The sequence below is a fragment of the bacterium genome (assembly GCA_035505375.1).
Taxonomy (GTDB): domain Bacteria; phylum Hydrothermota; class Tepidihabitantia; order Tepidihabitantales; family Tepidihabitantaceae; genus UBA2258.
Genome location: DATJQV010000069.1, coordinates 23,537 through 45,359, shown reverse-complemented (window position 1 = coordinate 45,359; position 21,823 = coordinate 23,537). Strand labels below are relative to the sequence as shown.

Annotated in this window: 25 protein-coding genes; 18 read left to right on the top strand and 7 right to left on the bottom strand. The window is 62.2% G+C overall.

Annotated features, from left to right (window positions below):
- Positions 1–811: 811 nt before the first annotated feature.
- Complete coding sequence (locus VMH22_10900; protein HTW92204.1) at positions 812–1,186, bottom strand: hypothetical protein; 375 nt, start codon at positions 1,184–1,186, stop codon at positions 812–814.
- Positions 1,187–1,309: 123 nt separating this feature from the next.
- On the opposite strand from VMH22_10900, the gene VMH22_10895 reads away from it, so the two are divergent.
- The 8 genes from VMH22_10895 to VMH22_10860 all read left to right on the top strand — a co-directional run bounded on the left by VMH22_10895 (position 1,310) and on the right by VMH22_10860 (position 5,620).
- Complete coding sequence (locus tag VMH22_10895) at positions 1,310–1,759, top strand: hypothetical protein (protein ID HTW92203.1); 450 nt, start codon at positions 1,310–1,312, stop codon at positions 1,757–1,759.
- 19 nt (positions 1,760–1,778) lie between these two features.
- Positions 1,779–2,279: a hypothetical protein gene (locus VMH22_10890; GenBank protein HTW92202.1), complete on the top strand. Its 501-nt coding sequence runs from the start codon at positions 1,779–1,781 to the stop codon at positions 2,277–2,279.
- Between the two features lie 319 nt (positions 2,280–2,598).
- The gene (locus tag VMH22_10885) at positions 2,599–2,802 is read left to right on the top strand and encodes a hypothetical protein (GenBank protein HTW92201.1); all 204 of its coding nucleotides are present in this window, start codon (positions 2,599–2,601) and stop codon (positions 2,800–2,802) included.
- A 7-nt stretch (positions 2,803–2,809) separates the two neighbouring features.
- On the top strand, positions 2,810–3,262 hold the full coding sequence (locus tag VMH22_10880) for a hypothetical protein (GenBank protein HTW92200.1): 453 nt from the start codon (positions 2,810–2,812) through the stop codon (positions 3,260–3,262).
- Positions 3,263–3,637: 375 nt separating this feature from the next.
- Positions 3,638–3,961, top strand: a complete 324-nt coding sequence (locus tag VMH22_10875) for a DUF4258 domain-containing protein (protein ID HTW92199.1) — start codon at positions 3,638–3,640, stop codon at positions 3,959–3,961.
- Entirely contained in the window at positions 3,958–4,173 is a 216-nt protein-coding gene (locus VMH22_10870; GenBank protein ID HTW92198.1) for a hypothetical protein, read from the top strand. Before VMH22_10875 ends, VMH22_10870 begins: the two co-directional genes overlap by 4 nt.
- Positions 4,174–4,548: 375 nt before the next feature.
- Positions 4,549–5,154 carry a nucleotidyltransferase domain-containing protein gene (locus VMH22_10865; protein ID HTW92197.1) on the top strand — a complete coding sequence of 202 codons (606 nt, stop codon included), beginning with the start codon at positions 4,549–4,551 and terminating at the stop codon, positions 5,152–5,154.
- Positions 5,123–5,620 carry a HEPN domain-containing protein gene (locus tag VMH22_10860; GenBank protein ID HTW92196.1) on the top strand — a complete coding sequence of 166 codons (498 nt, stop codon included), beginning with the start codon at positions 5,123–5,125 and terminating at the stop codon, positions 5,618–5,620. The genes VMH22_10865 and VMH22_10860 overlap by 32 nt, the downstream gene beginning before the upstream one ends.
- A gap of 203 nt (positions 5,621–5,823) precedes the next feature.
- Here VMH22_10860 and VMH22_10855 read toward each other — a convergent pair whose 3' ends face one another.
- Positions 5,824–5,985, bottom strand: coding sequence for a hypothetical protein (locus VMH22_10855; protein HTW92195.1), 162 nt, complete (start codon positions 5,983–5,985; stop codon positions 5,824–5,826).
- Complete coding sequence (locus VMH22_10850; GenBank protein HTW92194.1) at positions 5,982–6,518, bottom strand: zeta toxin family protein; 537 nt, start codon at positions 6,516–6,518, stop codon at positions 5,982–5,984. The genes VMH22_10855 and VMH22_10850 overlap by 4 nt, the downstream gene beginning before the upstream one ends.
- 325 nt (positions 6,519–6,843) lie before the next feature.
- On the opposite strand from VMH22_10850, the gene VMH22_10845 reads away from it, so the two are divergent.
- From VMH22_10845 to cas6, 4 genes are all read left to right on the top strand, one after another.
- A complete protein-coding gene (locus VMH22_10845; GenBank protein ID HTW92193.1) occupies positions 6,844–7,059 on the top strand; it encodes a hypothetical protein in 216 nt (71 codons plus the stop codon).
- A 2-nt stretch (positions 7,060–7,061) separates the two neighbouring features.
- Positions 7,062–7,328 (top strand): type II toxin-antitoxin system RelE/ParE family toxin, encoded by a 267-nt coding sequence (locus VMH22_10840; GenBank protein HTW92192.1) that lies wholly within the window; start codon positions 7,062–7,064, stop codon positions 7,326–7,328.
- 232 nt (positions 7,329–7,560) lie between these two features.
- Complete coding sequence (locus VMH22_10835) at positions 7,561–8,283, top strand: HNH endonuclease signature motif containing protein (GenBank protein HTW92191.1); 723 nt, start codon at positions 7,561–7,563, stop codon at positions 8,281–8,283.
- A 361-nt stretch (positions 8,284–8,644) separates the two neighbouring features.
- Entirely contained in the window at positions 8,645–9,352 is a 708-nt protein-coding gene (gene cas6 / locus VMH22_10830) for a type I-MYXAN CRISPR-associated protein Cas6/Cmx6 (GenBank protein ID HTW92190.1), read from the top strand.
- A gap of 329 nt (positions 9,353–9,681) precedes the next feature.
- On the opposite strand, the gene VMH22_10825 is transcribed toward cas6, so the two are convergent.
- The gene (locus tag VMH22_10825) at positions 9,682–11,871 is read right to left on the bottom strand and encodes a FlgD immunoglobulin-like domain containing protein (protein HTW92189.1); all 2,190 of its coding nucleotides are present in this window, start codon (positions 11,869–11,871) and stop codon (positions 9,682–9,684) included.
- 844 nt (positions 11,872–12,715) lie between these two features.
- Here VMH22_10825 and VMH22_10820 point away from each other — a divergent pair.
- A complete protein-coding gene (locus VMH22_10820) occupies positions 12,716–13,435 on the top strand; it encodes a hypothetical protein (protein ID HTW92188.1) in 720 nt (239 codons plus the stop codon).
- Between the two features lie 71 nt (positions 13,436–13,506).
- The gene (locus VMH22_10815) at positions 13,507–14,142 is read left to right on the top strand and encodes a hypothetical protein (protein HTW92187.1); all 636 of its coding nucleotides are present in this window, start codon (positions 13,507–13,509) and stop codon (positions 14,140–14,142) included.
- Between the two features lie 86 nt (positions 14,143–14,228).
- On the opposite strand, the gene VMH22_10810 is transcribed toward VMH22_10815, so the two are convergent.
- Positions 14,229–15,536 (bottom strand): ATP-binding protein, encoded by a 1,308-nt coding sequence (locus VMH22_10810; GenBank protein ID HTW92186.1) that lies wholly within the window; start codon positions 15,534–15,536, stop codon positions 14,229–14,231.
- A gap of 111 nt (positions 15,537–15,647) precedes the next feature.
- Between VMH22_10810 and VMH22_10805 the strand changes: the two genes are divergently transcribed.
- Positions 15,648–16,517, top strand: a complete 870-nt coding sequence (locus tag VMH22_10805) for a radical SAM protein (GenBank protein ID HTW92185.1) — start codon at positions 15,648–15,650, stop codon at positions 16,515–16,517.
- A 67-nt stretch (positions 16,518–16,584) separates the two neighbouring features.
- Positions 16,585–17,922, top strand: a complete 1,338-nt coding sequence (locus VMH22_10800; GenBank protein ID HTW92184.1) for a T9SS type A sorting domain-containing protein — start codon at positions 16,585–16,587, stop codon at positions 17,920–17,922.
- 54 nt (positions 17,923–17,976) lie between these two features.
- Here the strand turns inward: VMH22_10800 and VMH22_10795 are convergent, their stop codons facing one another.
- Positions 17,977–19,233: an aminoacetone oxidase family FAD-binding enzyme gene (locus VMH22_10795; GenBank protein HTW92183.1), complete on the bottom strand. Its 1,257-nt coding sequence runs from the start codon at positions 19,231–19,233 to the stop codon at positions 17,977–17,979.
- A gap of 306 nt (positions 19,234–19,539) precedes the next feature.
- On the bottom strand, positions 19,540–19,956 hold the full coding sequence (locus VMH22_10790; protein ID HTW92182.1) for a secondary thiamine-phosphate synthase enzyme YjbQ: 417 nt from the start codon (positions 19,954–19,956) through the stop codon (positions 19,540–19,542).
- Positions 19,957–20,299: 343 nt separating this feature from the next.
- Between VMH22_10790 and VMH22_10785 the strand changes: the two genes are divergently transcribed.
- Positions 20,300–20,701, top strand: a complete 402-nt coding sequence (locus tag VMH22_10785) for an EamA family transporter (GenBank protein ID HTW92181.1) — start codon at positions 20,300–20,302, stop codon at positions 20,699–20,701.
- A gap of 612 nt (positions 20,702–21,313) precedes the next feature.
- Positions 21,314–21,643, top strand: coding sequence for a hypothetical protein (locus VMH22_10780; protein HTW92180.1), 330 nt, complete (start codon positions 21,314–21,316; stop codon positions 21,641–21,643).
- The last annotated feature ends 180 nt before the right edge of the window (positions 21,644–21,823 follow it).

Genomic DNA, 21,823 nt, shown 5'->3' with positions numbered 1-21,823 from the left:
GCGAGAAGAAGCCAGACACGGCGCAGCAGTAAGCGGACCCCTAGGGGTGTGTCGGAGAACCTCGGCTCAGCGACTCGGGACCACCACCCGTCGCAGCCTACCTCCCTCGGGAAAAAGAGGGACACTGAGCTTGTCCCAAAACCCCGAGCTGTGCCTGCCTTGCTACAACCTGTAGCGGTCGTCTGACGCGGATGACGCCTTCGATGGTAGTGTCGCGCCGCCGAGTCTGAGTTCTTGTACAAGCTCCGCATGGAAGATTCCTGCCGCGCTACTGCCCGCCCGTTTGACACGCCCAGCTTCCCGGCTTGGATTCCAGCCCGAGGACAAGCCAAGTCCGACATTGTCGAACGTGGAACAAGATGTCCCGAAAACCCCCCGGCCGGCGATCATGCAGACCTAACCGAGCCGAAGCGGGATAATGCTTCGTGTTCGGGAAAACTGCAAGCGGCCACTTCGGCATACCGTCTAGCGCTCGAACTGCCTGTGGCTGCGTGGGTTAGGCATTGCGCGCCAGAGAAGAGCCCTCCGAACCGCTGGTCTGGCGGCGCGGCTGTTCCTCTATATGGTCCCGCGTCCGGACTGGTCACTACGTGATCCTCAGTCGACAGGAGTCGCGGGCAGATACCTAAACCAAACCTAGAGCGCTCAGCAGAATAGGGAGAGACACATGACCTTTCAGATGGAGGAATTGGAGAGACTTGCAGATCAGTTGCGGAGAAAGACAATCAGGGGCAATCGCCGAGAGATAGCCGTCACATGCTGCTTGTTTGTGCCTGTCAATGACGAGCTAGTAGAAGGTGTGTACGTATCATCAGACAAGATCATCGCTCGGATGCTCCTCGTGTCGGATCCAATCATGGCCTTTCGAGAACACATTCCACATGTTCCTAGGCGAGAAGACAGAATCTGTGTATATCGAGCTAGGCATGCTGATGATGATGGAGGAGTAGTCGCTCATGGATGTGTAGTGACGAGCCCCAGCGCCGCAGATGCTAGGCACCCAAACAACCCGCATCCTGATACGTATCCGCGTGTCTGTCGCCTTAGAGATGTGGACGTATACCTGAAAGAGCCGGTTCGGGTACAGCCGTACTACGACGCGCTGGACTTCTTCGGTCAGCACCCAGAGGCCCGCCTCAACCCGGGGCTGCGTTTCTTTGGGCACACCCACGAGATCACTGAGCATGACTTCATGTTGTTGACGCGACGTCCTGGCGTGCATTAGTATTGCTGGAAGATGAATCCCGACTCGGTTGAGTTCAGGCCGAGCGTCCTCCAAGATATGTGTTGGTGGACACTGTGCGGCGTGATGAGAAGGCGCAGACAGGAGCGCGTCGGGTTTCTTTTCGGCCGCGTGAGAAAGGAACGTCACATCGTGGTGGAGCGGGCAGCGTTGTACCGGGGCGGGAGGCGGGCAAGTCACCACGCCGACGTCAAAGTCGTGAAGATGGCGGATCGGAGGTACGAGCTTGGGCTTAAGTTACATCTCCAAGTACTCGGCACGTTCCACTCGCACATCTCCGACGTCGACGAGTTAGCGCACGGCGTGTCGCCTGACGACCGGCTGGCATTCGCGGACGACATCTTTGCGCCCATTGCCGTGATTGTCGCGGTGCGTCCCGCTGTCCGCACGCCCAACCGGACGTCGAAACGGGCGCTCATCGGCTACGAACCCCGGCTCGGCTGTTCGTTCAACATCCGCGCCTACTCAATCTCCGAACCGAGAATCAGGATGCTACCGGTGAACGCAACGGATTGAGCGTGAATAGGAGGAGACGATGGCCATGTCAGTTATCTTGATAGGTCCAAAGCAGCTCGGTGAAGACCACGCACAGTACTGCCGTGAGCATGGCAGCACGGCGATCCAGTACTCGGCAAGCGTGCAAGGCTGGGTTGTCAGGAGGCTCCAAGAGATGCCGCGTCCATTCAACCTCTACATCTACGTGCCCAAGCGATACACGTGCAATGGACGGGCAGAGCACTCTTCCTGGGGTGTGGGTTGGATCGAATACCGCGCAGAGATTGTCGACTTCTCGGTGGACCGTAATCGTCAGGCGAGTCCATGGCCGACGATAGCTGGCCCCAATTGGTACGACAAACACCAAGATCGCGGATTCCGCTACGAGTACTGGTTCAAAGCCAAAGCGGTCGTGACAGAGCGCCACCAGTCCGAAGAGTTTGATGTGGAGCTGAAGGATCGCACGACGCGACGCTACTGCGGAGGCTCGTTCGGAAGCACGTGGAGGAGGGGGGCGATAGTCTTCGCTCGTACACCGTAAAGGTCGAATCGGGGCCTTCACACAATTTCTCCCTCACAATTTGACACGCCACGCCCGAGAGTCCTAGAATCCGGCCGTGAGATGAAGAGCCCTTCTCCGAATCCCCCGGTCATCTCCTAAGTCTGTCCCAACATCTGTACTATTCGGTCACGCTGCGGTCCGGCTGAGCGCGGGGCTCTGGCGGAATCACTGGGATGCAGGCTGGTCGAGATGCCGGCGGACTTCATCAAGAACAACCGCGAGGTCAGGTTTAGCGGTTTGCAGATGTCCTCGCGAGGAGTCTGCTTGACGCACGACTCTGAACGGCTAGAATTGAATCGTGAGTAGGTCTCTGAGTCAACGCACGAGGGCCATCAGGCTGAGCGGCAAGCCCGGCTATTGGGTTGCCCTTGACCCGCGCAGCAACCGGCGGGTCGCTGAGGGTCGGACGCTCAAGGCTGCGGCCCAGCGTGCAGACAAGGCCGGCGTGAAGGATCCGGTCTTTACCCAGATTCCATTGGAATCGTGCGCCCTCGTGATGTAGCCGGGGCGTGAAGTCACTCCCACTTCAATTCTACGAGTTCGAGGCTGAGCCCTGCCGGGCGTTTCCAGCCGGCCGCAGGGTTCAGCGACCGATGGTGCCGTTCCGCTTGAGCTGGGGCGACCGGACTACCGCGACTTTGCTCGGGCTGCTCGATTCCGGCTCGGATGACTGCGTCTTCCACTTCAGTCTGGCCGAGGAGCTCGGCATCGACTGGCGCCGATGCCCGACCGCGGGGTTCCACAGTGCGAGCGGAAAGATGTCGAAGTTGCACTATCACATGGTGACGATGGCGGTCTGGGGTGCGCGCGGCCCTTTCTTTTCCTATCAGATGTACGCAGGGTTCACCGGGCTTCCGGCCGGGAGTAAAGGCCTTCTCGGACAGACCGGCTTTCTCGACCGCTTTGATGTCAGCCTCAGCCGCTCGCGCGGCACCGGGCGCCTGACCCTGCCGATTCACTGAACCCGGAGAACCGCGCGGGACACTTCGCGTGTTTCTGAGCGATGTCAACGGCGTAGAGATCACGGTGACGCGGTAGCGGATTCCCGACGCGCGGATGCCCATCTGACACACCCCGTCTTGGAATTCACGATTCTGGATTGCTGATTTTGGATTGGTCGAGCCCGAGGCAGGTTGACATCCCGGCCCAAGGCATTGCAGATTCTAGATTGTCGATTGCAGATTGGCCGACCGCGTGGCAAATTGACTCGCCCGCGAGCCCACTCGCTCGTCCAGTAAGCGTCGTTGTCCCTTGACCCCCTGAACGAGGGGCCAGGGGTTACGCCTGGCCCCGACGAGGAGCTTGCCCGATGCAGGCATTTGGAGTAACCTGTAGTGGTGACCGATACTCTGGAGCAGATTGCTGCCCTTGTTGCCAAGGGTGAAGTGCGGGTGTCCGAGCATGGCTACGATGAGCTGGCGGCGGACGGGATACTGCTGCGGGACTTGGTCGCGGGCATGCCCGCCGCCGAGCCTGTCGAGGACTACCCGGCGTTTGCCAAGGGGCCATGCGTGCTCGTGCTGCAGCGTGACCGCGACGGCAATCCAGTGCATGTGCTCTGGGGAATCCCGCAAGGCGAGAAGAGTCCCGCCGTTCTGGTCACAGCCTATCGTCCGGACCCAAAGCGATGGGACGTTGGCCTGAAGAGGAGGTTGACATGAGAACCCGACATCGAACCAAGCTGGTGCACGAAGGTGAGTACGTGGCTGAGGTTGACGTCGAACTGGTTGAGACGGACCATGGCTGGTCACCCTACCTCACCCTGGAGGACGCCTACAAGCTGGATGACGTGCGCGAGGCGCTAAGGTCCGGCGACGTCAGGGCCGCCGCACGCCTCGCCCGAGTCTACACCCTGATACCGGTTCCGGCGTAGACCACCGCGGAGGGTGCGTCGCGCCGGCAGTCCAGCGGCGCTGACCCGACTTGCCGCCCCTTTGACCCGCCCCGTCCAGGGAATTCACGATTCTAGATTGCTGATTCTGGATTGGCCGAGCCCGAGGCAGGTTGACATCCCGGCCAAAGGCATTTCGGATTCTAGATTCTCGATTGTAGATTGGCCGAACCCGAGGCAGATTGACACAACGGCCGAAGGCATTGCAGATTCTGGATTGTCGATTGTAGATTGGCGGCGGCGACTACCGTCGCAGTTCAAGCGCAAGCTCAAGCACAAGCGGCTGGTGGCTCAAGGCCGGAGCCGCGGTCACCTCGATTTGACGGCGTTCACTTTATGCGTACAATTGTTCGCACTATGAGAACAGAGCCGGCCGGCCCGGGTGAGGTCCTCTTCGGTGTGGCTCGGCGGAGGGTGCTGGCGCTATTGTTCGGCCACTCCGACGAGGCATATCATCTGCGCCAGATCGTCCGCGAGACCGGTCTCAGCCCGAGTGGCGTGCACCGCGAGCTCGCGCAACTGGCCGAGGCGGGCATCGTGACGCGCAGGCAGCAAGGTCGGCAGGTCTACTTTCAGGCCAATTCCGCGAGTCCGATATTCAACGAACTCAAGAGTCTGGTTGTGAAGACGGCCGGGGTCACCGACGTCCTGCGCGAGGCGCTCGCGCCGCTGGCCGCCGACATCGACGTGGCGTTCGTGTACGGCTCGGTAGCACGGGGCGAGGAACGCCGCGCGAGCGACGTCGATCTGCTGGTCGTCGGCGATGCGTCGTTCGCGGCGTTGTCGCAGACTTTGGCTCCGGCACAGCGCAGGCTTAGCCGGGAGGTGAACCCGACCGTGTACACATCGGCGGAGTTCCGCCGGAAGCTGGCTGCCGGCAACCACTTTGTCCGCAGCGTGACGGGGCGCGAGAAGCTGTTCCTATTCGGCAATGAGCACGACCTTAGACGGCTGGGTAAGTAGCGGCTCGCTGCAGCGGCACGAGACCAGTCCGGAGGAGATCGCCGACCTGTTGTCCGTGGTCGAACGCGACATCGCGGCCGCCCAGACCCCGGGTCTGTCCGACGACTGGAAGTTGGCGATTGCGTACAATGCGGCTCTTCAGGCAGCAAAGGCAGCCCTGGCCGCTGCCGGCTTCCGCGTGTCGCCGAGCGAGAAGGGACACCATTACCGCCTCGTTGAGTCGTTGCGCCACACGATCGAGGCGCCGGGGCGGGACGTGGACCTCTTGCAGCGGATGAAGAAGAAGCGGCATGTGAGCGATTACGAGGTCGCGGGCGCGGTGTCGGAGCGCGAGGCGCTGGAAATGCACGAATTGGCGGTTCGCGTCCGCGAACTGGTGGTTCACTGGCTACGCGCGCAGCACCCGGACCTGCTGAAGACCTGGCCCGCCAGGCACAGTCAACCGATTCGCCGCCCGTCCGCCTAACTCGCCCCGTCCAGGGAATTCACGATTCTAGATTGCTGATTTTGGATTGGCCGACCCCGAGGGAGGTTGACATCCCGGCCCAAGGCATTGCAGATTCTAGATTGTCGATTGCAGATTAGCTGTGGCCTCGCCGCGAGTTTCCGGAGCGAAGCCCTTCCGTCAGCGTCGGAGCCTGCGCTGTGTTGATACCGAGGAGGAACCGGTCAGGGTTTCTCGGCGACTACCTTGCCGTTCCGCCAGACGTAGAGCGGCGTGCCGTAGGCGCGCGCGGTGCGACGGGCCTGTCGAGCGGCTCGGCGCAGGGCGCGGCCTACACGTATGGCGAACTCCTTCGATTGTGCGCTGCTTTTGCTCTTGTTCTTCACGGTCCCCTCTCCAATAATCGGGGCGCGTCCCCGGAGTTGTCATAGACTGCCCAGGCATCGGCAAGCGGCCGATAGACCGAACAGAAGTTGCGCCAGCCACGCTCGAAGCGCCTGACGATGTCGTCGCGGGGCACGTCATGGCCGCCCTGCCGAACTCGGGCGGCGACGCGGCGTACTGCGAGCTGCGGGCTACTCAGTTGCAGAAAGATGATTTCGATGCGGTAGCCGCCGGACTTCCAGTGTCTGAGCCGTGACACAAGCACTAGACCGCTGAGAGTCGTCTCGAAGGCGAAGTCGAGTCCGGCCCGGGCGAGCCGGTCAAGTTCGGCTAGATACAGACGCCCGGCCGCCAGTGCGGCCAAGCCCGGTCTCAGTGGCGACAGGCCGGCAGCGATCAGGTCTACATTGGCAAAGTGTACGATGCCGGCGTCACGCGGAAGAAACTCGCGCGCAAAGGTAGTCTTGCCCGCACCGTTCGGACCCGCAATGACGATGCAGCGTCGTTGTCCTGGAGCTCTGGAACCGATGGCCACAGGTTTGAGCTTATTCAAGCACTGCGAGGAAGTCAAACTCCGAGTCGGAGAACGGTCGCGAGTCAGACACGCCCGCCCGCGAACCGTTTGTCCGCGGTCAGCATCTTGTTAGTTGAGAGCACGGCATTCCGGTATCGTTAAACGGCTCGGTCATAGACATTGTCGTGATACTGGGTTGATCGTGACTGTCTTTTTGTCGGACTCTTGAAGGATAGCCGCCGAATCCCGCCCGCCCGCGAAACCCATTGTTGATTCCGGATTGGCGATTGCACATTGACGCTGCCATCCACCTTGACCGGCGCGCGCTGCTCCGGTATCATGATGGATGAGTAGCGTAGCGCGAATGACGAAGGAGCAGCTTCGGGAGATGATTGGCGAGACGGTCGAGGAGAAGCTGATAGAGCTGCTCGGTGACCCAGATGAAGGACTCACCGTCAAGCGGGCGCTTCATGCGCGGCTTCTGCGCCAACGGCGCAAGGTGGCGAGCGGCGAGCGAGGCGAGACGCTCGACGACGTTGCTCGGAGACTCGGCCTGCACTAGGCGTGGCGTTCCGGGCTCGCCTCCTGGATGCCGCGGCCCGCGACTTGGCGCGGCTGGATAGGCCTGAAGCGCGTCGGATCGTTCAACGCATCAACTGGCTGGCGTCGAATCTCGGCACAATCCGACCGGAGGCCTTGGGCGGCGACCTCGCCGGTTTGTACAAGTTGAGGGTCGGTGACTATCGGGTCATCTACGAGCTGCTTGATGGTGACCAGATACTGCTGGTTCACGTCATCGGCCACCGCCGCGAAATCTACCGCAGGCGCTGATGGCGCCTTCTTTGTCCCTGGTCCATAGTTTGCACAGCCCACATCACGCGGTACACTAAAATGAAGGGACAGGGAGCAGGTCAATTTCAGATTGTAGATTGCTGATTCCAGATTGTCCCTCGGTTTGACATGCCTGCCCGCAAGTCCTAGAATCCAGCCATGCATAACACCGGATCTTTCCCGTTATTGACGGAAGATCGAGACACGGGGAAGGACCGGCTTCTGCCGAGGCATGAATAGACAAGCACCATTAGCTATCGACCGGATACTCGCGTTGGGCGAGAAGGCATCCCGCTACAACGAAGCCGCACTTGCCCGGAAAGTCGGAGTGTCGCGCGAGCGTGTCCGGCAACTGAGGGCCCAACTGCCCTACAAGCCGGTCAACACCAGGATGGCCAGTGTTCCCGGCTACACCATCAAAGTGGAGCGCGCGTTCTACACCGCAATGTGCCGGGGCATCGACAAGCTGGTCGCACTCGTTGACGTGCGTGGTGACGACGAGTGCTGGCCCTGGTTGGGCCACAAGGTCAGAGGCTACGGGTTTTTCGGGCATGGCATCCGCTATGTCCACCGGCGGGTGTACATACGCGAGCACGGGCCAATCCCCAAGGGAATGGTGGTCATCCACAAGCTCGCCGGTCCTCCGTGCTGCAACCCGCGGCACCTGGAGCTGGCGACGAGACGCGATACGGCGTGGCGAGCTCTCCGGGACGGGACTCGGGCTAAAGTGTCCGACGAGCTTCGCATGTTGACCCCGGCCCAGGTGCGGGCCATTCGACGCGCCTACGCGAGACTGCCGAAGGTGAGGGTGTGCCGGCGCGGACAGACGTATGAGCAGGTTCCCCGCGGATGCGTCAAAGCCCTGGTCAGGCGGTTCGGGATGAAGGACGGGAAGCTGCTCGTCCATGTAGCGACTGGGAAGTCCGGTTGCTGGATACTGTCGAAGGAGTCCTGATTCATAAATCGCACAGCGGACCCCCGATGCCGCCCGCGAACCGTTTGTCCGCTCTCAGCGTCTTACTAATTGAGAGCACGGCAGCTCGGTATCGTTAAACGGCTCGGTCATAGACATTGTCGTGATACTGGGTTGATCGTGACTCTCTTTTTTGGGAACCGCCGGGAACTAATCCATGGTCCTTCGTCCTTGGTCCTTTGTCTGCAGAGCCCAAGTCACGCGGTTGACATCCACGCCCGCTAATCCCGGTCACGCAGGTTATTCCTCACGCGGACGCCCATTCGACGCACCCGGCGTGGGGAGCTGACCGGATACCCCCCTCGCCGGATTGACTCTCGGGCCGCCCGGCCCATAATGAGCTATGCCGGTAGTCGAACTGAGTTTCCCCGTCCGCGGGACGCCGCTTCCCGTCGATAATGGTTATATCGTGTACCGGGCTGTGGCGCGCGCCGTGCCGTGGGTGGCAGCGGAGGCCCAGGTGGGATTGGCGATTGTCCCGATTCAGGGCAACCCTCACCGCGGCTTTCTCGACCTGACGCCAGGTTCCCGCCTCACGTTCCGCGTTGGGGCCGAGGCTTTGCCGATGCTTGAGCCGCTGGCCGGTCAGTGTCTCGTGTTCGGCAGCGCGACGCTGATACTCGGCCAGCCGACCCGGTCCGAATTGAGACCGGCCGCGAGTCTCGTGAGCGCTTTCGTGGTCGTCGAGCAGTGCCGCTACAGCGATGAGGTGGAAGAGTGGCTGGCCGCTCAGTTCCGCGCCCTGGGCATCAGGGCGGTTCCGGCCCTGCGCCGGAAGCAGGTGAATGAGCACGCAGGCCCGTCCGACACCGGACGCCCCGCCTCAGGCTGCCCTTATGTGCGGCGCTTCCGGCAGATCGGCGAGACTGCGGTTGTCGGCTGGGAAGTGCTGGCGCGGGGGCTATCTCCGGAGGAGTCGCTGAGGCTGCAGGAGCTTGGGGTAGGGCCCGGCCGCCGCATGGGTTGCGGTGTGTTCGTGCCCGAGCGGGGCGCAGTCGGTCGTTCCGCGCCGAGGCGGCACAGCACCGGAGTCTGGTTTCCCGAGGATTGAAATCCCTGCCCGCCCGCGAACCATTTGCCCGCCGGCTGCGTCTTACATGTTGAGAGCACGGTAGTTCGGTATCACTTAACCGGCAATCTGTTAATGCCGAGATACTGAACTGATCGTGACTCTCTTTTGTTGAGGCCTGCCGCCCCGCCCATCAATCCATTTTAGATTCTGGATTGCAGATTTTAGATTGGCCGCGGCTGCGCCGCGAACCGACCAGCCATCCCATTGCAGATTCTCGATTGTAGATTCCAGATTGGCCGCGGCGAAGCGCGGGCTTGAAAAAGAGGGGCGGGCCAAGCGCCCGCCCCTGAGTGTAAGTTAGTCTCCCGTTACCGCCGTACGACGAGTTTCTGCGTGGAGAGGAGGTCGTCGGCTTTGAGACGGCAGTAGTAGACGCCGGCCGGAACCAGGCGTCCTTCGTCGTCGGTGCCGTCCCAGTTCAGCCGGTATTGTCCGGCGGCAGTGTTGCCGCGGCGGAGCTGGCGGACCAGCGCACCGGTCGCGTCATAGAGGGCCAGCGAGACGTCGGCCGGACGCGGGAGCGCAAAGGCAACGGCCACGTTCCGGCTGAGGACGCTCGGGCGCGGGAGTTCGAGCCGGAATCCGTTCGGCGCCGATTTCCCCTCGGCTATGCCCGCGACCTGCACGTCAACCTGGCGGCTCATCGTGTCGTTGGCAGGTACGGCGTCGCCGGCCATGGACAGCGAGCACCGGGCCATGTGGCTGCCGACGAGTTTGGGAACCCAGGTGGCGAAGGTGATTGGTATTCCCTGATGAGAGGGAATCGATACCTGCGAGACACGCGAGTAGCCATCGTCGGGAATGCGGAACGTCGCCATGACGGCCTCGGTCTGCGTGCCGTAGTTCCAGACCTGGATTTGAGGATGGACGACGAATCCCGAGTCGACCGTGTCGCCGGGCGAGATGATCCGGGTCACGCCCACGTCGTGGTATCTGGCCCAGGCCACCGCGGTGGTCAGGTCATTCTGATGGTTCTCGTCCCCGGTAAGAGCGGTCGAGCACCGGACCGCGGCGGTGCAGCGCGGAGGAACCACCCAGGGTAAGAAGGCAATCGTATCCGCCTGGCCGTGCGCGAGGTTCGTCACCTGCACCGTGTCCGCGTAGCCGGTGCTGATGGTGAGCCGGACCGGGAACGTGACGGCGTTCTGGCCGTTGTTCCGGACCTCGACTCGCGGCACGTAGGAGCTTTCCGGCTCGACGATCCCGGTCGGCGAGAATATCCAGTCGGCAGTAACGTCCTTGTTGGTCTCCCAGATTCGGTGGCCGGCGGCCAGCACTCTCCCGTCATCCCAGATGGTGAGAGGAGTAGATCCCGAGTTGAAGATTGTGCCCCAGTCAAGGTACTGAACCGAGGAGCTGGCAACGGCGCCGGAGTCGCCGTACCCGGTGGAATCCCACGCGATGAAGTAGATGGAGTCGGTCTGGCCGTTCTTGATGTACGATGAGCCGTCGGTGAGGTCGAATACCATGTTATTGGCCGGGAACGGATGGTCGGTCTTGGCGTTGCGCCACTTGCGGAACGTCTTCGTCCAGAGGGGATTCGTGCGGGTGCCGATGGTGTACTTGAGCCCCACCTTGTCGCGGGCCGGGTAGTTGATCTGAACGCGCGCAACCAGCTTCGGTACGTACCCGACCGTGTCGGTCAGGTAGCCGACCGCCCGTCCGCTGAGGAAGCTGTCCATAACCGCCTGGTAGGACATCCAGAAGTAGCCGGCCTGACCCCAGCCCGTGCCCCAGGAGTTGACCATCCTGAACGCGCCGGTCCCGTCGTGCGTCGGCAGCGTATCGTTGTAGCCGACAAACGTTATCATGTGTCCGCCCCGGTTCGTGCCCTCCCGGTCGGACGCGCAGTACATGTAGTTGTACGAGGCGATGTTGTCGAAGTTGCCCCAGACACCGATGGCGAGGGACGCGGTGCTGCCGTTGACGAGCAGTTGCTTTATCATGTTGATGCCGGTCGTGTCGTAGGTGTGGAACCATGCCCACGTCTTGGTGCGGAAAGGAAGTGCGTGCGAGTACGCCGACTCCGAGGGCCAACTGGTGCAGTCGCCGTCATTGTAGGGGCAGTCGACCAGGCTCGACACTCCCTGGTCGCAGATGAGCGGCAGGATGTTGTTGAAACCCGAGCCGTTGTCGCCGCCGCCGTTGACCTGGTTGTAGACGAAAGCCGGGCTGAACTGGTGATTCGGGTCGGTCAGGTCCCAGTGCCGTTCGTGGTACTCGATCTGGGTCCGGTGATAGTAAACGCAGGACCAGCAGGCGCAGGAGCCCTGCTGCTGCTGGTCTCCGACCGGCGGCATCTGGCTGGTCAGGTCCACCACCTTCTGGCTATAGTGAGACGCAGCACCCAGCGGCACCGGTATGCTCTTGACCTGATGCTCAGGCGCGAGCTTGTCGAGGTCCTCGTGGATGTACCCGAGGCGGTGTAACTCGGCCCGGGCAGTCGCGGCTCCGAGCAGAACCCAGCAGCATAGCAATACAGTTAATCTTTGTGGCATTGTTTCTCCTTATGGGGAATGGCTGCGGGCCGGCGCGACCGTAAATGCACGGCTCAGCCGGCCCGGAACCATTACTAATGAGTGTATTTGCCGCCTGCCGTAAGTCAAGCCGTTCGGGCGGCCTTCAGGATGCGGGCAGCCTGCGGCCCGGCGGCCACTGTTCGAGCGCGGCGGACTGATGCCCGTTTCCAGCTGCGTTCGTCACTGTCGGGTGGGCCGGCGTGCAATTCTGCACACGGTTCTCTCCGTTCCCAGTCGCGCTCTTTCGTGCCACTCTTGACACCCAGCCGTGGTCGGAGGTAGCATTATGCCGGTGTGGGCAGGAGCACGGGTCGCCGTTGTCCTGCTGCCTCTCGGTCCTGGCACAGGTTCGTTTCCGTGCTCTTGATGGTCGCAGCCGGTATTGGTACCTTCCGCATCCGGTCTCCTCATGGTCAACATGGACTCCGCGACACGGGATAGCCGATGAGTCCCGGCAGGTAGCTATTTCCCTAAGGCTGACCGCGGAGGTCGCCCGTTTACGGGCAGCGCCCCGAGAATCGGGGCAACCGAGGCGGTCGTTAGCCGCTGGACCGAGCCAAACAGAGCGGGCGGGTGCCATGCACCCGCCCGCCACGTCACAACATGCCTGTCCCTGAATCAGTCGGCCACGACGACACGCGCTGGACCCGAAGTCCGATTCAAGCCCGAAGCCTGAGCCACTGGTCATTCGCGCCGCAATCGTCATCCGGACTTCGAGCTTCGACCCTGATTCCATGGTGCTTCCGTGGCGCCAATGCCCGTTTCAGCGGGCCTCTTCCTGAGTTGACTTCCGGTGTTACAGCACTACCATTGTATGTAACCGATGAATAGGTCAACACATCCCGGAAAGAAATCTGCAACCAGCCCGGCGCCCGTCTGGACCGAGGCCGAACTGCGAGTGCTGGACCGGTACGTTCGACTGGTCATCGCCGGCAAACTGGCGTCGCCGCGGTACGCGGCCACCGTCTGCCTGCCCGAGATCGAGCGCATTCGCGCGAGCACGGGCAGCGGTCACGCGCGTACCTGGGAGGCGACATACCGGGCGCTGCTGGCACGAATACCACCGCGCTTCCGGTCGCGGTACCGTCGCCCGCCGAGCTGGACTCCGGCGGAGATGCGGATCATCAACCGGTACGCGCAGGCGGTCGCCGATGGCAAGCACAAGAACGCCGCCGCCGCAGCCGAGGCGTGCCTCGCACCGCTCGCCAAGCTTCGGCGCAGCATGGAAGGGCCGCGGCCCATCTACCCGGTGCGGCGTTCGATGGCATCGATCTACGGCCGGATCCGTGCCCAGGCGCGCGCGCTTGGGGTCAAGGCGGCCTGGAGCCACTCGAGCCCGGTGGAGCGGAAGGTCGTACTGGAGTGGGTGGAGCGCTACTGGCGGACGCGCGACGTGAAGCCGGCTTGGTACATCATTGACCTTGCCGATCTGATGAGGACCGAACTCGAACAGAAGGGCTTCCATCGCGACCAGGGCTTCTGCGAGCGAACTCTGTCCCGCCGCATCCGACTCAGCCGCCGCGAGCGCTCAGCCGAAGTCTGACCCACCCCGTCTGTGTCCGAGTTGACTCGCGGCCAGACACCCACCCGACCGCCGTCAGGAGCGGCACCCTCATGGCAATGACAAAGCCGGCAGTCTTCGCCGTCGCGGCCATTGCCTTTCTGGGCATGAGCTGTACTTCCCCAACCGGTCCGATATACCCGATGACTGTCGGCAGCGCCTGGAACATGTCCGAATGCACTCTGCACGGTACCACCAGTGCGTCCCTCGACACTTCGATAACCGGCACCCAGACCACGACCGCACTGGGAAAGGCCAACCTGTTCAACGGCAGGGAGGTCACGAAGTTCAGGGATGACGCGACGGACCATTACCGGGCACCGGACACGATCATCACCACGACCAGCTACTTCTGCGTGACCGAGGTCGGTGATACCATCTTTTCGTACGCAGACCTCAGCGACACTGTCGGAGTGCCGATGATGAGATCGACACCGGCTGAGGGTCAGACGTGGACACAAGGTTCCGCGACCGCGACGGTCGTCGGCCAGGAGGACGTCAGGGTGCCGGCCGGGGTCTACCGGGACGCATGGAAGGTGAAGTTGACCTCAAGCGCAGGGGGCGTGACCGAAGACGTCTACGAGTGGTTTGCCCGGGGCACCGGTATGGTCAAGGTGTCCTATGATTACACGGCGAATGGCAAGAGGACGGTCTACGACGCGGCACTGACTTCCGCCACGATAAAGTAGTCCGAGCCGCTCAAGCGCTGGTGCCCTCTCCCGAGGGTGCCTTCTGTTACGCAGTGTGGGAGCATCGCTCCCGCGGTCCCAATGTCCTAGAAGACCGATAGCTGGCTGGACTTGTAGTATCTGGCGGCGCGGCCCCAGCCGCGCAGGACGAGCCGCTTCTTCTTGACCAGGCTCGACAGCAGGTAGCCGGCCTGGGCCGGGCTTACCCGCAGGAGCGTGCGGACGATTTCGTTGGTGATGAACCGCTTATCCTCCGGCCCCGGAAGGTCCTCAAGGTAGCCCATGATTGCGGTCTCGGCAAACGCCGCCTCGGCCCGGCGGAAGAGCGAATAACTCACGCTCTTCTTGAGCTGGTTATAGACTGCCTTGGACAGGCGATAGACACGGCCCTTCTTCTGCCCAAACGGCTCCAGCAGCCCGCGCAGGACCATCGAACTAAGGGTCTCGCGTGCCTCGTTCTCGCTGCGCTGGAGTATCCGTTCCGCATCCGCGAGGTCGATTTCGCGGTTGCGCTTGAGGAACGAGAATACCAGCAGGTCATGCAGCGTAAGCTCGCGGCCCTCCTGGTGGCGGTTGACCACGAAGCGGGCGAAGTCCTCGTCGATTCCCGCCTCGTCACGATTCCCCTGCGCGGACTCGATTCGGCCGCTGCGCAGGGTCAGGCGCACGAAGTCGGGCCCGGATTCGTAACTCGGCGGCTCCTTGCCGTACGACAGCAGAATGTGGTACATCCGTTTGACGCCCATGCCGGCGCGTTCGACCATCCGGGCCTTCTGCAGACTCTCGGCCAGCAGGCGGTTGCGCGATACCGGCTCGTGCCCGAGTATGTTCTGCGGGTTGACGTCGCCGAAGAATCCACCCGGGCTCGATATCTCGAGCCGGTCCTGGAAATGGCGGAGGTAGATCGGGCCGGTCAGGTTGTAGTCGCGGTGGACGAACGCGTTGAGCAGCGCCTCGCGCAGGACATCATCCGGAAAGTCGGGAATCTCGAAGTGAAACAGCCCCAGTTTCAGCGTGTAGATGCGGTTGCAGGATTCGAGCGCCTGCGTGAACTGCTCGAGTATCGCGAGCAACGGACGGGCCGAGTCTACCCGCTTGTCGTACTCGGTGTCGCTCTTCATATGCAGGTAAATGGCCTCGTGCCCGGGCAGTTGCTGGCGGAGCACGTCCTCCCGGCCGACGAGCAACAGACCGGCGACCGTCAGCCGCGGTCCGCCGTTGCGCACCAGCACACCGAGCCGCTCCAGCAGGTCTTCGCTCGACAGCGCCAGCAGAGACGATGCCGGTTCTTTGGCCGCCAGGATGCGGCGCAGCCGCTCCACCTCAAGGCCGTCCACCACCTCCGGGCCAAGGTCAAGAGTTCGTGCGGAGAAGTCCGGATTAGACTCGAACATCGCGTCCATCTTAGTCCTGCTGGCTCTCGGGTCAAGCGGCTGCAATCCGCTCCGGCCGTGCGGCTAGACCACAACTGCGACCGGGTGTAGAATCTCGCGAGCTAATACCGCGTGCGCTACGTCGGCAACATCTTCCGACCGCCCTCTGAGGCCGATTCCCTGCTGCTGCAGGTCACCATCGGCTGCTCGCACAACCGCTGCACGTTCTGCGCCATGTACCGGGACAAGCAGTTCCGCGTGCGACCGCTCAAGGAGGTCCTCGAAGATATCGCCGCCGCGCGCAAGTACTACGGCGCCGATGTCAGGCGCGTGTTCCTCTGCGACGGCAACGCGCTCATCCTGCCGATGCCGCACCTGCTCAAGATTCTCACCACCATCGAGCAGACGTTCCCGGACCTGCAGCGCGTTGGTGTGTATGCCAACGCCCGTGACCTTGTCTCGAAGTCCATCGCGGAGTTGGAGGAACTCGTGGCTCACCGGCTCTCGATATTCTACCTCGGGCTTGAATCCGGCTCGGATGCGATCCTAAAGCAGATAGACAAAGGAGCCACCGCCGACGAAATGGTAGCCGGTGTCCGGCACGGCATGTCAGCCGGCATGAAGTCATCGGTCATCTTCCTGCTCGGGCTCGGCGGCCGAAAACACTGGCGGGAGAACGCAGTCGAGTCCGCCAAAGCTGTGTCGCAGATGAACCCCAACTACATGTCAGCCCTGACTGTAACCGTTGTTCCCGGCACGCCGCTTGCCCGGCAGCTTGAGTCCGGCGAGTTCGAGTTGCCCGAGCCGGCAGAATTCGCAGCCGAGCTCAGGCTGTTCCTGGAGAACGTCGAAGTGAAAGCGACGGTCTTCCGCTCCAACCACGCCTCGAACTACGTGCCGCTCGCCGGCCGCCTGCCCAAAGACAAGGAACGACTGGTCGACGAATTGACTCAGGCAATCCGGCGTCATCGTTTCAAGCCCGAGTACCTGCGCGGGTTGTAGGTGATTTGACACCGCCGCGATGCCGTCCTAAGATTTCACGCTGTCGTCTTGCGAAAGGAAACCTGTCTTGAGAACCATCGTCGTATTCGCTTCCCTTGCCGTCGTGCTGGCGTGCCCTGCCCTTGCTACGAACTGGCCGCTTGTACCGCTGGACTCGGTCCACCCGCTCGGTAACAACTGGGGCAACTACCAGCACTACGACACGGTCAGCACCAGTGCGTACTTCCACAACGGCATTGACGTTATCACGCCCGGCGCGCAGGGCCGCCGGGTCAGCGCGGTCAGACACGGCTGGGTCAAGGCATGGGGTACCATTCAGGCCGAATACCACTACCGCCTTGCCATCTGCGACACCAATTCCAGCTTCACCGGCCGAGCCGAGGGCTGGCTCTACGCCCACATCGATTCGACCCGCTGGCACCGCAACCTCGGCGACGAAGTCCAGGCAGGCGACTCCATCGGGTATCTCGTGCCGTGGCCGGTAACCGGATTCGACCACTGCCACTTCGCGCGCATTTCCGATACCGGTGCGACCTGGCAGCGGTTTCCAAATCCCACCTGGTCGTTCATCCAGAACCCGCTGACCATCATTCGGCCCAACACCGACACGGTAGCCCCGGTAATCGAGAACGCCCGCACGAGCCAGAAATTCGCTTTCTGCCGGGACAACCGGAACAACAGCTACGTCAGCCCCGACAGCCTGGTCGGCAAGGTGGACATCATCGCCAAGGCATACGACAAGACCGGCACGACGACCGGCAACGCGACCTGGGACAAACTCGCGCCCTACGAAATCGACTACTCAATCAAGCGGGAAGACGGGCTGGTCGTGGTCCCGTGGAGAATCGGCGTGCAGTTCTCGAATACGCTCGACGGTTCCCTGGTCAACGTCGTTTACAAGGCCGACAACACCTGCAAGTCGCAGGGCGACTACGACTACCGCGCGTACTATTTCATCGTCACCAACACCGACGGCGACTCGATTATCGATGCTGCCGACACGAGCGGCAACTGGGATACCGGCCTGGTGGGCGACACGACCTACTGGGTTTACGTACGCGCGAGCGATATCACCGGCAACACGAAGATTGACTCGATGCAGGTCAGGACCCGTAACGGACTCGCAGTTGAGGCGCCGCCGTACGCGGTGCTGTCACGGCCGCTGCGCGCGGCGCTGACCGTTGGCCGCGGCGGGCTGATCAGTTTCGGTACTGCCGGCTCTGGTGCGGCCACGCTGCGGGTGTATGACCAGACTGGCCGGGTGGTGACGAATCTGGCGGATGGCAGGCTTGGCCCGGGCGAGCACCGCTTCACCTTTGCTCCACCTGTCGCCGGCGTCTACTTCGTCAAGCTGACCCTCGACGGCAGGGACACCTACAACACGAAGCTGGTCGTCCTCAGGTAGCGGAGGGACATGACCGAATTGCTCCGTGCAATTCGGATCGTGTCCCGAGCTTGACTACGGCCGTGTGTCTCCGTGTCCCAGCCTGGATGCGGCCGATTCCGCGGCCTGAATGCCTGTCGCCCAGGCAAAGTGCAGGTTGTAACCGCCGGTTTCAGCCCAGACGTCAAGCACCTCACCGGCAAAGTAGAGACCCGGAAAACGTCGCGCCTCCATCGTCTTCAGGTCGACTTCACCCAGGTCCGCGCCGCCCCCGGTGACCGTGGCGCGCTCCATCGGCTCGGTGCCGACAATGGAGAACTCGGTCGAGCAGAGCTGCTGGATGATGCTCTGCTGCTCTTGCCGGCTCAGGTCCGTGAGCATGCGGACGGCCGGAACCCCGGCGAGAGCGCAAAGTCTGGCGGCGAGCCGCCGCGCCACGAACGCGCCGAGGAATGTCCCAAGCTGCTTCTTCGGGTGGCCTACCCGCGCGGTGGCGAAGTCATCAGCCAGCTCTGAAGTACTCCTGCCCGGAACCCAGTTGACCCGCAGAACTACGTGCTTCTGCTCGGCCAGGGCTCGCGCTGCGTACCCGCAGAGGTTGAGTACGCTCGACCCGGATACATGGACGTGGGCGAATATGAAGTGGCCGGTCGCGGTTCGGGGTTCGCGGCCTTCCACTGACAGAGTCATCTCGACGCGAGGCTGCGTGACCCCGGCCAGTTCGCTCAAGTCTTCCTGCGTCCGGAGCGACGCCAGGGCCGGGAACCACTCCACCGTCTTCAGGCCAAGTTTCCGACACAGCCCAAGACCGTCCCCGGTCGAGCCGGTGCGCGGATAGCTTGCCCCGCCAGTCGCAAGGCAGACGTTCCGCGCAGTCACCGTACCGCCATCGGCCATGCGGACCTGCCACCCTGGCTCAAGACCGACTACCCGGCAGGAGGTTCTCAACACGCCCCCTTTCGCCGCTATTTCACGCAGAAGCGCATCCCTGATCCCGGCCGCGTCAGTTCCATTGGGCCAAACGCAGCCCTCTTCGTCGGTCCGGGCCTGGATTCCAAGGCCCGCGAAGAACTTCACCACGCGTTGATACGGAAACTTACGCAGCAGCGGCATCAGGAGCCGGATGTCGCAGTCGAAGCGGTCGGCCATCTGTCGCGGCGATTCGGCGTGGGTGAAGTTGCCCTTTCCGCCACCGGTCACGGTTAGCTTGTTGCCGCACCGGTCGGTTCGCTCCAGAACGACCGCGCGGAGGCCCAGCCGGCCTGCAGCCACGGCGCAGGCCAAGCCCGCAGCCCCGCCGCCAACTACCGCAATATCCGTAACTTCTGACATTATATGAACTTGGCCATATTGTGGCTGGGGCCCGAATACGGTGGCGCTAGAATCAGCGCAACCTTTTGAGCCTTGGTGTGTCTAAGATATTCGAGAGCACGAAAGTTCGGTATCATAAACCGGCTCGGTCAAAACATTGCCGCGACACTGAGCTTCTCGTGACTCTCTTTTTCTTTTGTCCCGACGTATTCCAAGTATCGCAACGGTGCACATACGTGTTCATCCGTGGTCAACTATTTCCGCGTCCGCACTTCTGCATTCTGGTATCTGACTTCTGAATTCTGGTCTATCGGGTTCCTCAGTTAACTACTCGCCGACGACCGTCACCACCAACTTTCGGTGGCGCGGTCGGTTATCGAAATCGAGGAAGACAACCTGCTGCCACGTCCCAAGCGCTATCGCGCCGTCCCTGACCGGGAACGACTGCGACGCACCGACCAAAGCGCTCCGCACGTGGGCGAAGCCATTGCCGTCATCCCATGTATCGTTGTGATGGTAGCGCGCCTTCTCGGGCGCGAGTTTCTCAAGTGCTGCCTTCAGGTCCGCGACCGCGCCAGGCTCAAACTCGATGGTTGTGATGCCGGCGGTAGAACCCGGGTTCGCAATGCAGACGACGCCGTTCCTGATACCGGACTTCTCGACGATGGCCGCGATCTGGGGTGTGACGTCAACGACGTCGCAGAAGCCCTGAGTGGAAACCTCAAACGTCGCGCTAAGCACCATCAGGTGGATTGTGTTGGGGTGAATACTCAGTCGAGCTGAGGGTGTCGGAACTTCCAGCTTCTGACATCTAGCCTCTAGCTTCTGAACTCGCTCGGGCCGAAAAGAAAGAGGGTCACCTCTGGTCGCGAGTCTGGCTGCAATCTTCGCAATGTGACCGAGCCTATAACGATTACGCTTCCAGCGTGCCCGGCGGAACAATAGCAACCCCCTTCCCGATGTCAAGCAGATTCAACTATCCCTGAATCCTCTATCGGTTCCGGGGAGGCGATCTCAGCGTCCCTTGCGGCTCGCCGGTCCGGCCTGCGCGGTTTGACTTCCGGGGCTTGCCACATAGCATCACGCCATGGACTACCGACTGCTCTGCCTCATCGCCCTGGTTGCCTGGGGTTTCTGGAGTTTCCTAAGCAAGCTCGCTACCAGGACGGCGTCCGACCATAACGTCGCGTTCTGGACGACTCTCGCCGGCCTCCTGCCGATAGCCGCATACTCGCTGACCGCGCGGACCCGCAGTGAGATGAAGCCGGCGGCGCTCCCGGTTGTCGCCGGTGTCCTGGCCGGAATCGCGACCGTGGCCTACTACCTGGCCCTGCGCCGCGGACCGGCGTCGGTCGTCGTGCCCCTGTCAGGCATGTACATCCTCCTGCCGGCCGTGCTCGGGTTTATCTTCCTCAAAGAGCCGCTCACGATGACTCACGTCATTGGCTTGGGCTGCGCGGGCCTCGCGGTTCTATTCCTAAGCCTCTAGGCCCGGCATGGCGACCACCACGCCGGCCGTCCTTCTGCGGCGCGAACGGGCCAAGCGATACACGTGCAGAGCAACGAGAGAGCAACTCCGGAAGCATTTCGCAGAGCAATCCGGAGAGCAACGGCCGGAGCTGCCTCGGGACCAGCGAGGACGGCAACCCGCGGAGTTAGCCGGGCCGCAACGCTCCGACCAACCCGGAGAGGAACCGGTGGAGCAACCCGTAGACTAACCCGGAAAGCTAACCGGAGAGCAACCGGTAGACCAACCCGGCGAATTCCGGTGGAGGTTCATCCGGGAATTGCGGTGGAGGTAACCTCCCGAACGATGCACGAAGCAACCCTGTCCGTAGTCTCCTGAACGGTGTGGGGGGTGAGGGGGTGGGTTTGCGAGCTACAGGCCTAACGCCTAGCGTCTCAGGCGGATAGGCCAGAAGTCCGCCTCGGCGGCTTTTAGCCTAATTCATATACAAGCCTCCCCAGCCTCCAGTTGATAATCTGCACTCCGAAACGGCCTATGTGGCCGCTGCTGTGCAGAACCGTACACCGGCAGCGCCAATGAAGCGCCCTTCCCTGCTCTTGACTCGCGTAGTGCCGCCTCTATTCTTTTGCCGCAATGGGCCCGATTGCACCGAAGCAAGTCAGCGACCCGGTGGAGCGGTTCGACCGCGACCGCAAGGTCTTCCTGTCCCCTGACTACAAAGAAGAACAACTACGCTCCGAGCTCCTCAACCCCTTCTTCGAATCCCTCGGCTGGGACGTCGCCAACACGGCCGGTCTGACCGGGGCCTGCCCTGAGCGTAGTCGAAGGGTCTTCAAGCCGGTCATCCGCGAAGAGTCGATCAAGATAGCGGGCGTGACTACGCCCAGTTCAGCCGAAGGGCTAGACGACATCTTCGCTTCCGAAAGCATGGTCACCTCAACTGGCCGCAGCGGTGGGTACTAGGTTCTGTTGACATGATTGGCGAAGCCAAAGGCGGATCCAGCGCACGTATCAAACAGCTGCGACGCAGTGCTCAACCTTCGTGGCTGAGGCGAGCATGGATGCACTGGTATCTACCCAAGCCTGAGTCCACCGCCATGATTGCTGCTCTCTCTGTGGGTATCCTAGTGTTGACGCTTTGGT

Coding starts and splice junctions, on each gene's coding strand:
- VMH22_10900 (HTW92204.1), bottom strand. CDS start 1,186: ATGCTCAGTGATCTCGTGGGTGTGCCCAAAGAAACGCAGCCCCGGGTT.
- VMH22_10895 (HTW92203.1), top strand. CDS start 1,310: ATGAGAAGGCGCAGACAGGAGCGCGTCGGGTTTCTTTTCGGCCGCGTG.
- VMH22_10890 (HTW92202.1), top strand. CDS start 1,779: ATGGCCATGTCAGTTATCTTGATAGGTCCAAAGCAGCTCGGTGAAGAC.
- VMH22_10870 (HTW92198.1), top strand. CDS start 3,958: ATGAGAACCCGACATCGAACCAAGCTGGTGCACGAAGGTGAGTACGTG.
- VMH22_10865 (HTW92197.1), top strand. CDS start 4,549: ATGAGAACAGAGCCGGCCGGCCCGGGTGAGGTCCTCTTCGGTGTGGCT.
- VMH22_10860 (HTW92196.1), top strand. CDS start 5,123: ATGAGCACGACCTTAGACGGCTGGGTAAGTAGCGGCTCGCTGCAGCGG.
- VMH22_10845 (HTW92193.1), top strand. CDS start 6,844: ATGAGTAGCGTAGCGCGAATGACGAAGGAGCAGCTTCGGGAGATGATT.
- VMH22_10835 (HTW92191.1), top strand. CDS start 7,561: ATGAATAGACAAGCACCATTAGCTATCGACCGGATACTCGCGTTGGGC.
- cas6 (HTW92190.1), top strand. CDS start 8,645: ATGCCGGTAGTCGAACTGAGTTTCCCCGTCCGCGGGACGCCGCTTCCC.
- VMH22_10825 (HTW92189.1), bottom strand. CDS start 11,871: ATGCCACAAAGATTAACTGTATTGCTATGCTGCTGGGTTCTGCTCGGA.
- VMH22_10820 (HTW92188.1), top strand. CDS start 12,716: ATGAATAGGTCAACACATCCCGGAAAGAAATCTGCAACCAGCCCGGCG.
- VMH22_10815 (HTW92187.1), top strand. CDS start 13,507: ATGGCAATGACAAAGCCGGCAGTCTTCGCCGTCGCGGCCATTGCCTTT.
- VMH22_10810 (HTW92186.1), bottom strand. CDS start 15,536: ATGTTCGAGTCTAATCCGGACTTCTCCGCACGAACTCTTGACCTTGGC.
- VMH22_10795 (HTW92183.1), bottom strand. CDS start 19,233: ATGTCAGAAGTTACGGATATTGCGGTAGTTGGCGGCGGGGCTGCGGGC.
- VMH22_10790 (HTW92182.1), bottom strand. CDS start 19,956: ATGGTGCTTAGCGCGACGTTTGAGGTTTCCACTCAGGGCTTCTGCGAC.
- VMH22_10785 (HTW92181.1), top strand. CDS start 20,300: ATGGACTACCGACTGCTCTGCCTCATCGCCCTGGTTGCCTGGGGTTTC.
- VMH22_10780 (HTW92180.1), top strand. CDS start 21,314: ATGGGCCCGATTGCACCGAAGCAAGTCAGCGACCCGGTGGAGCGGTTC.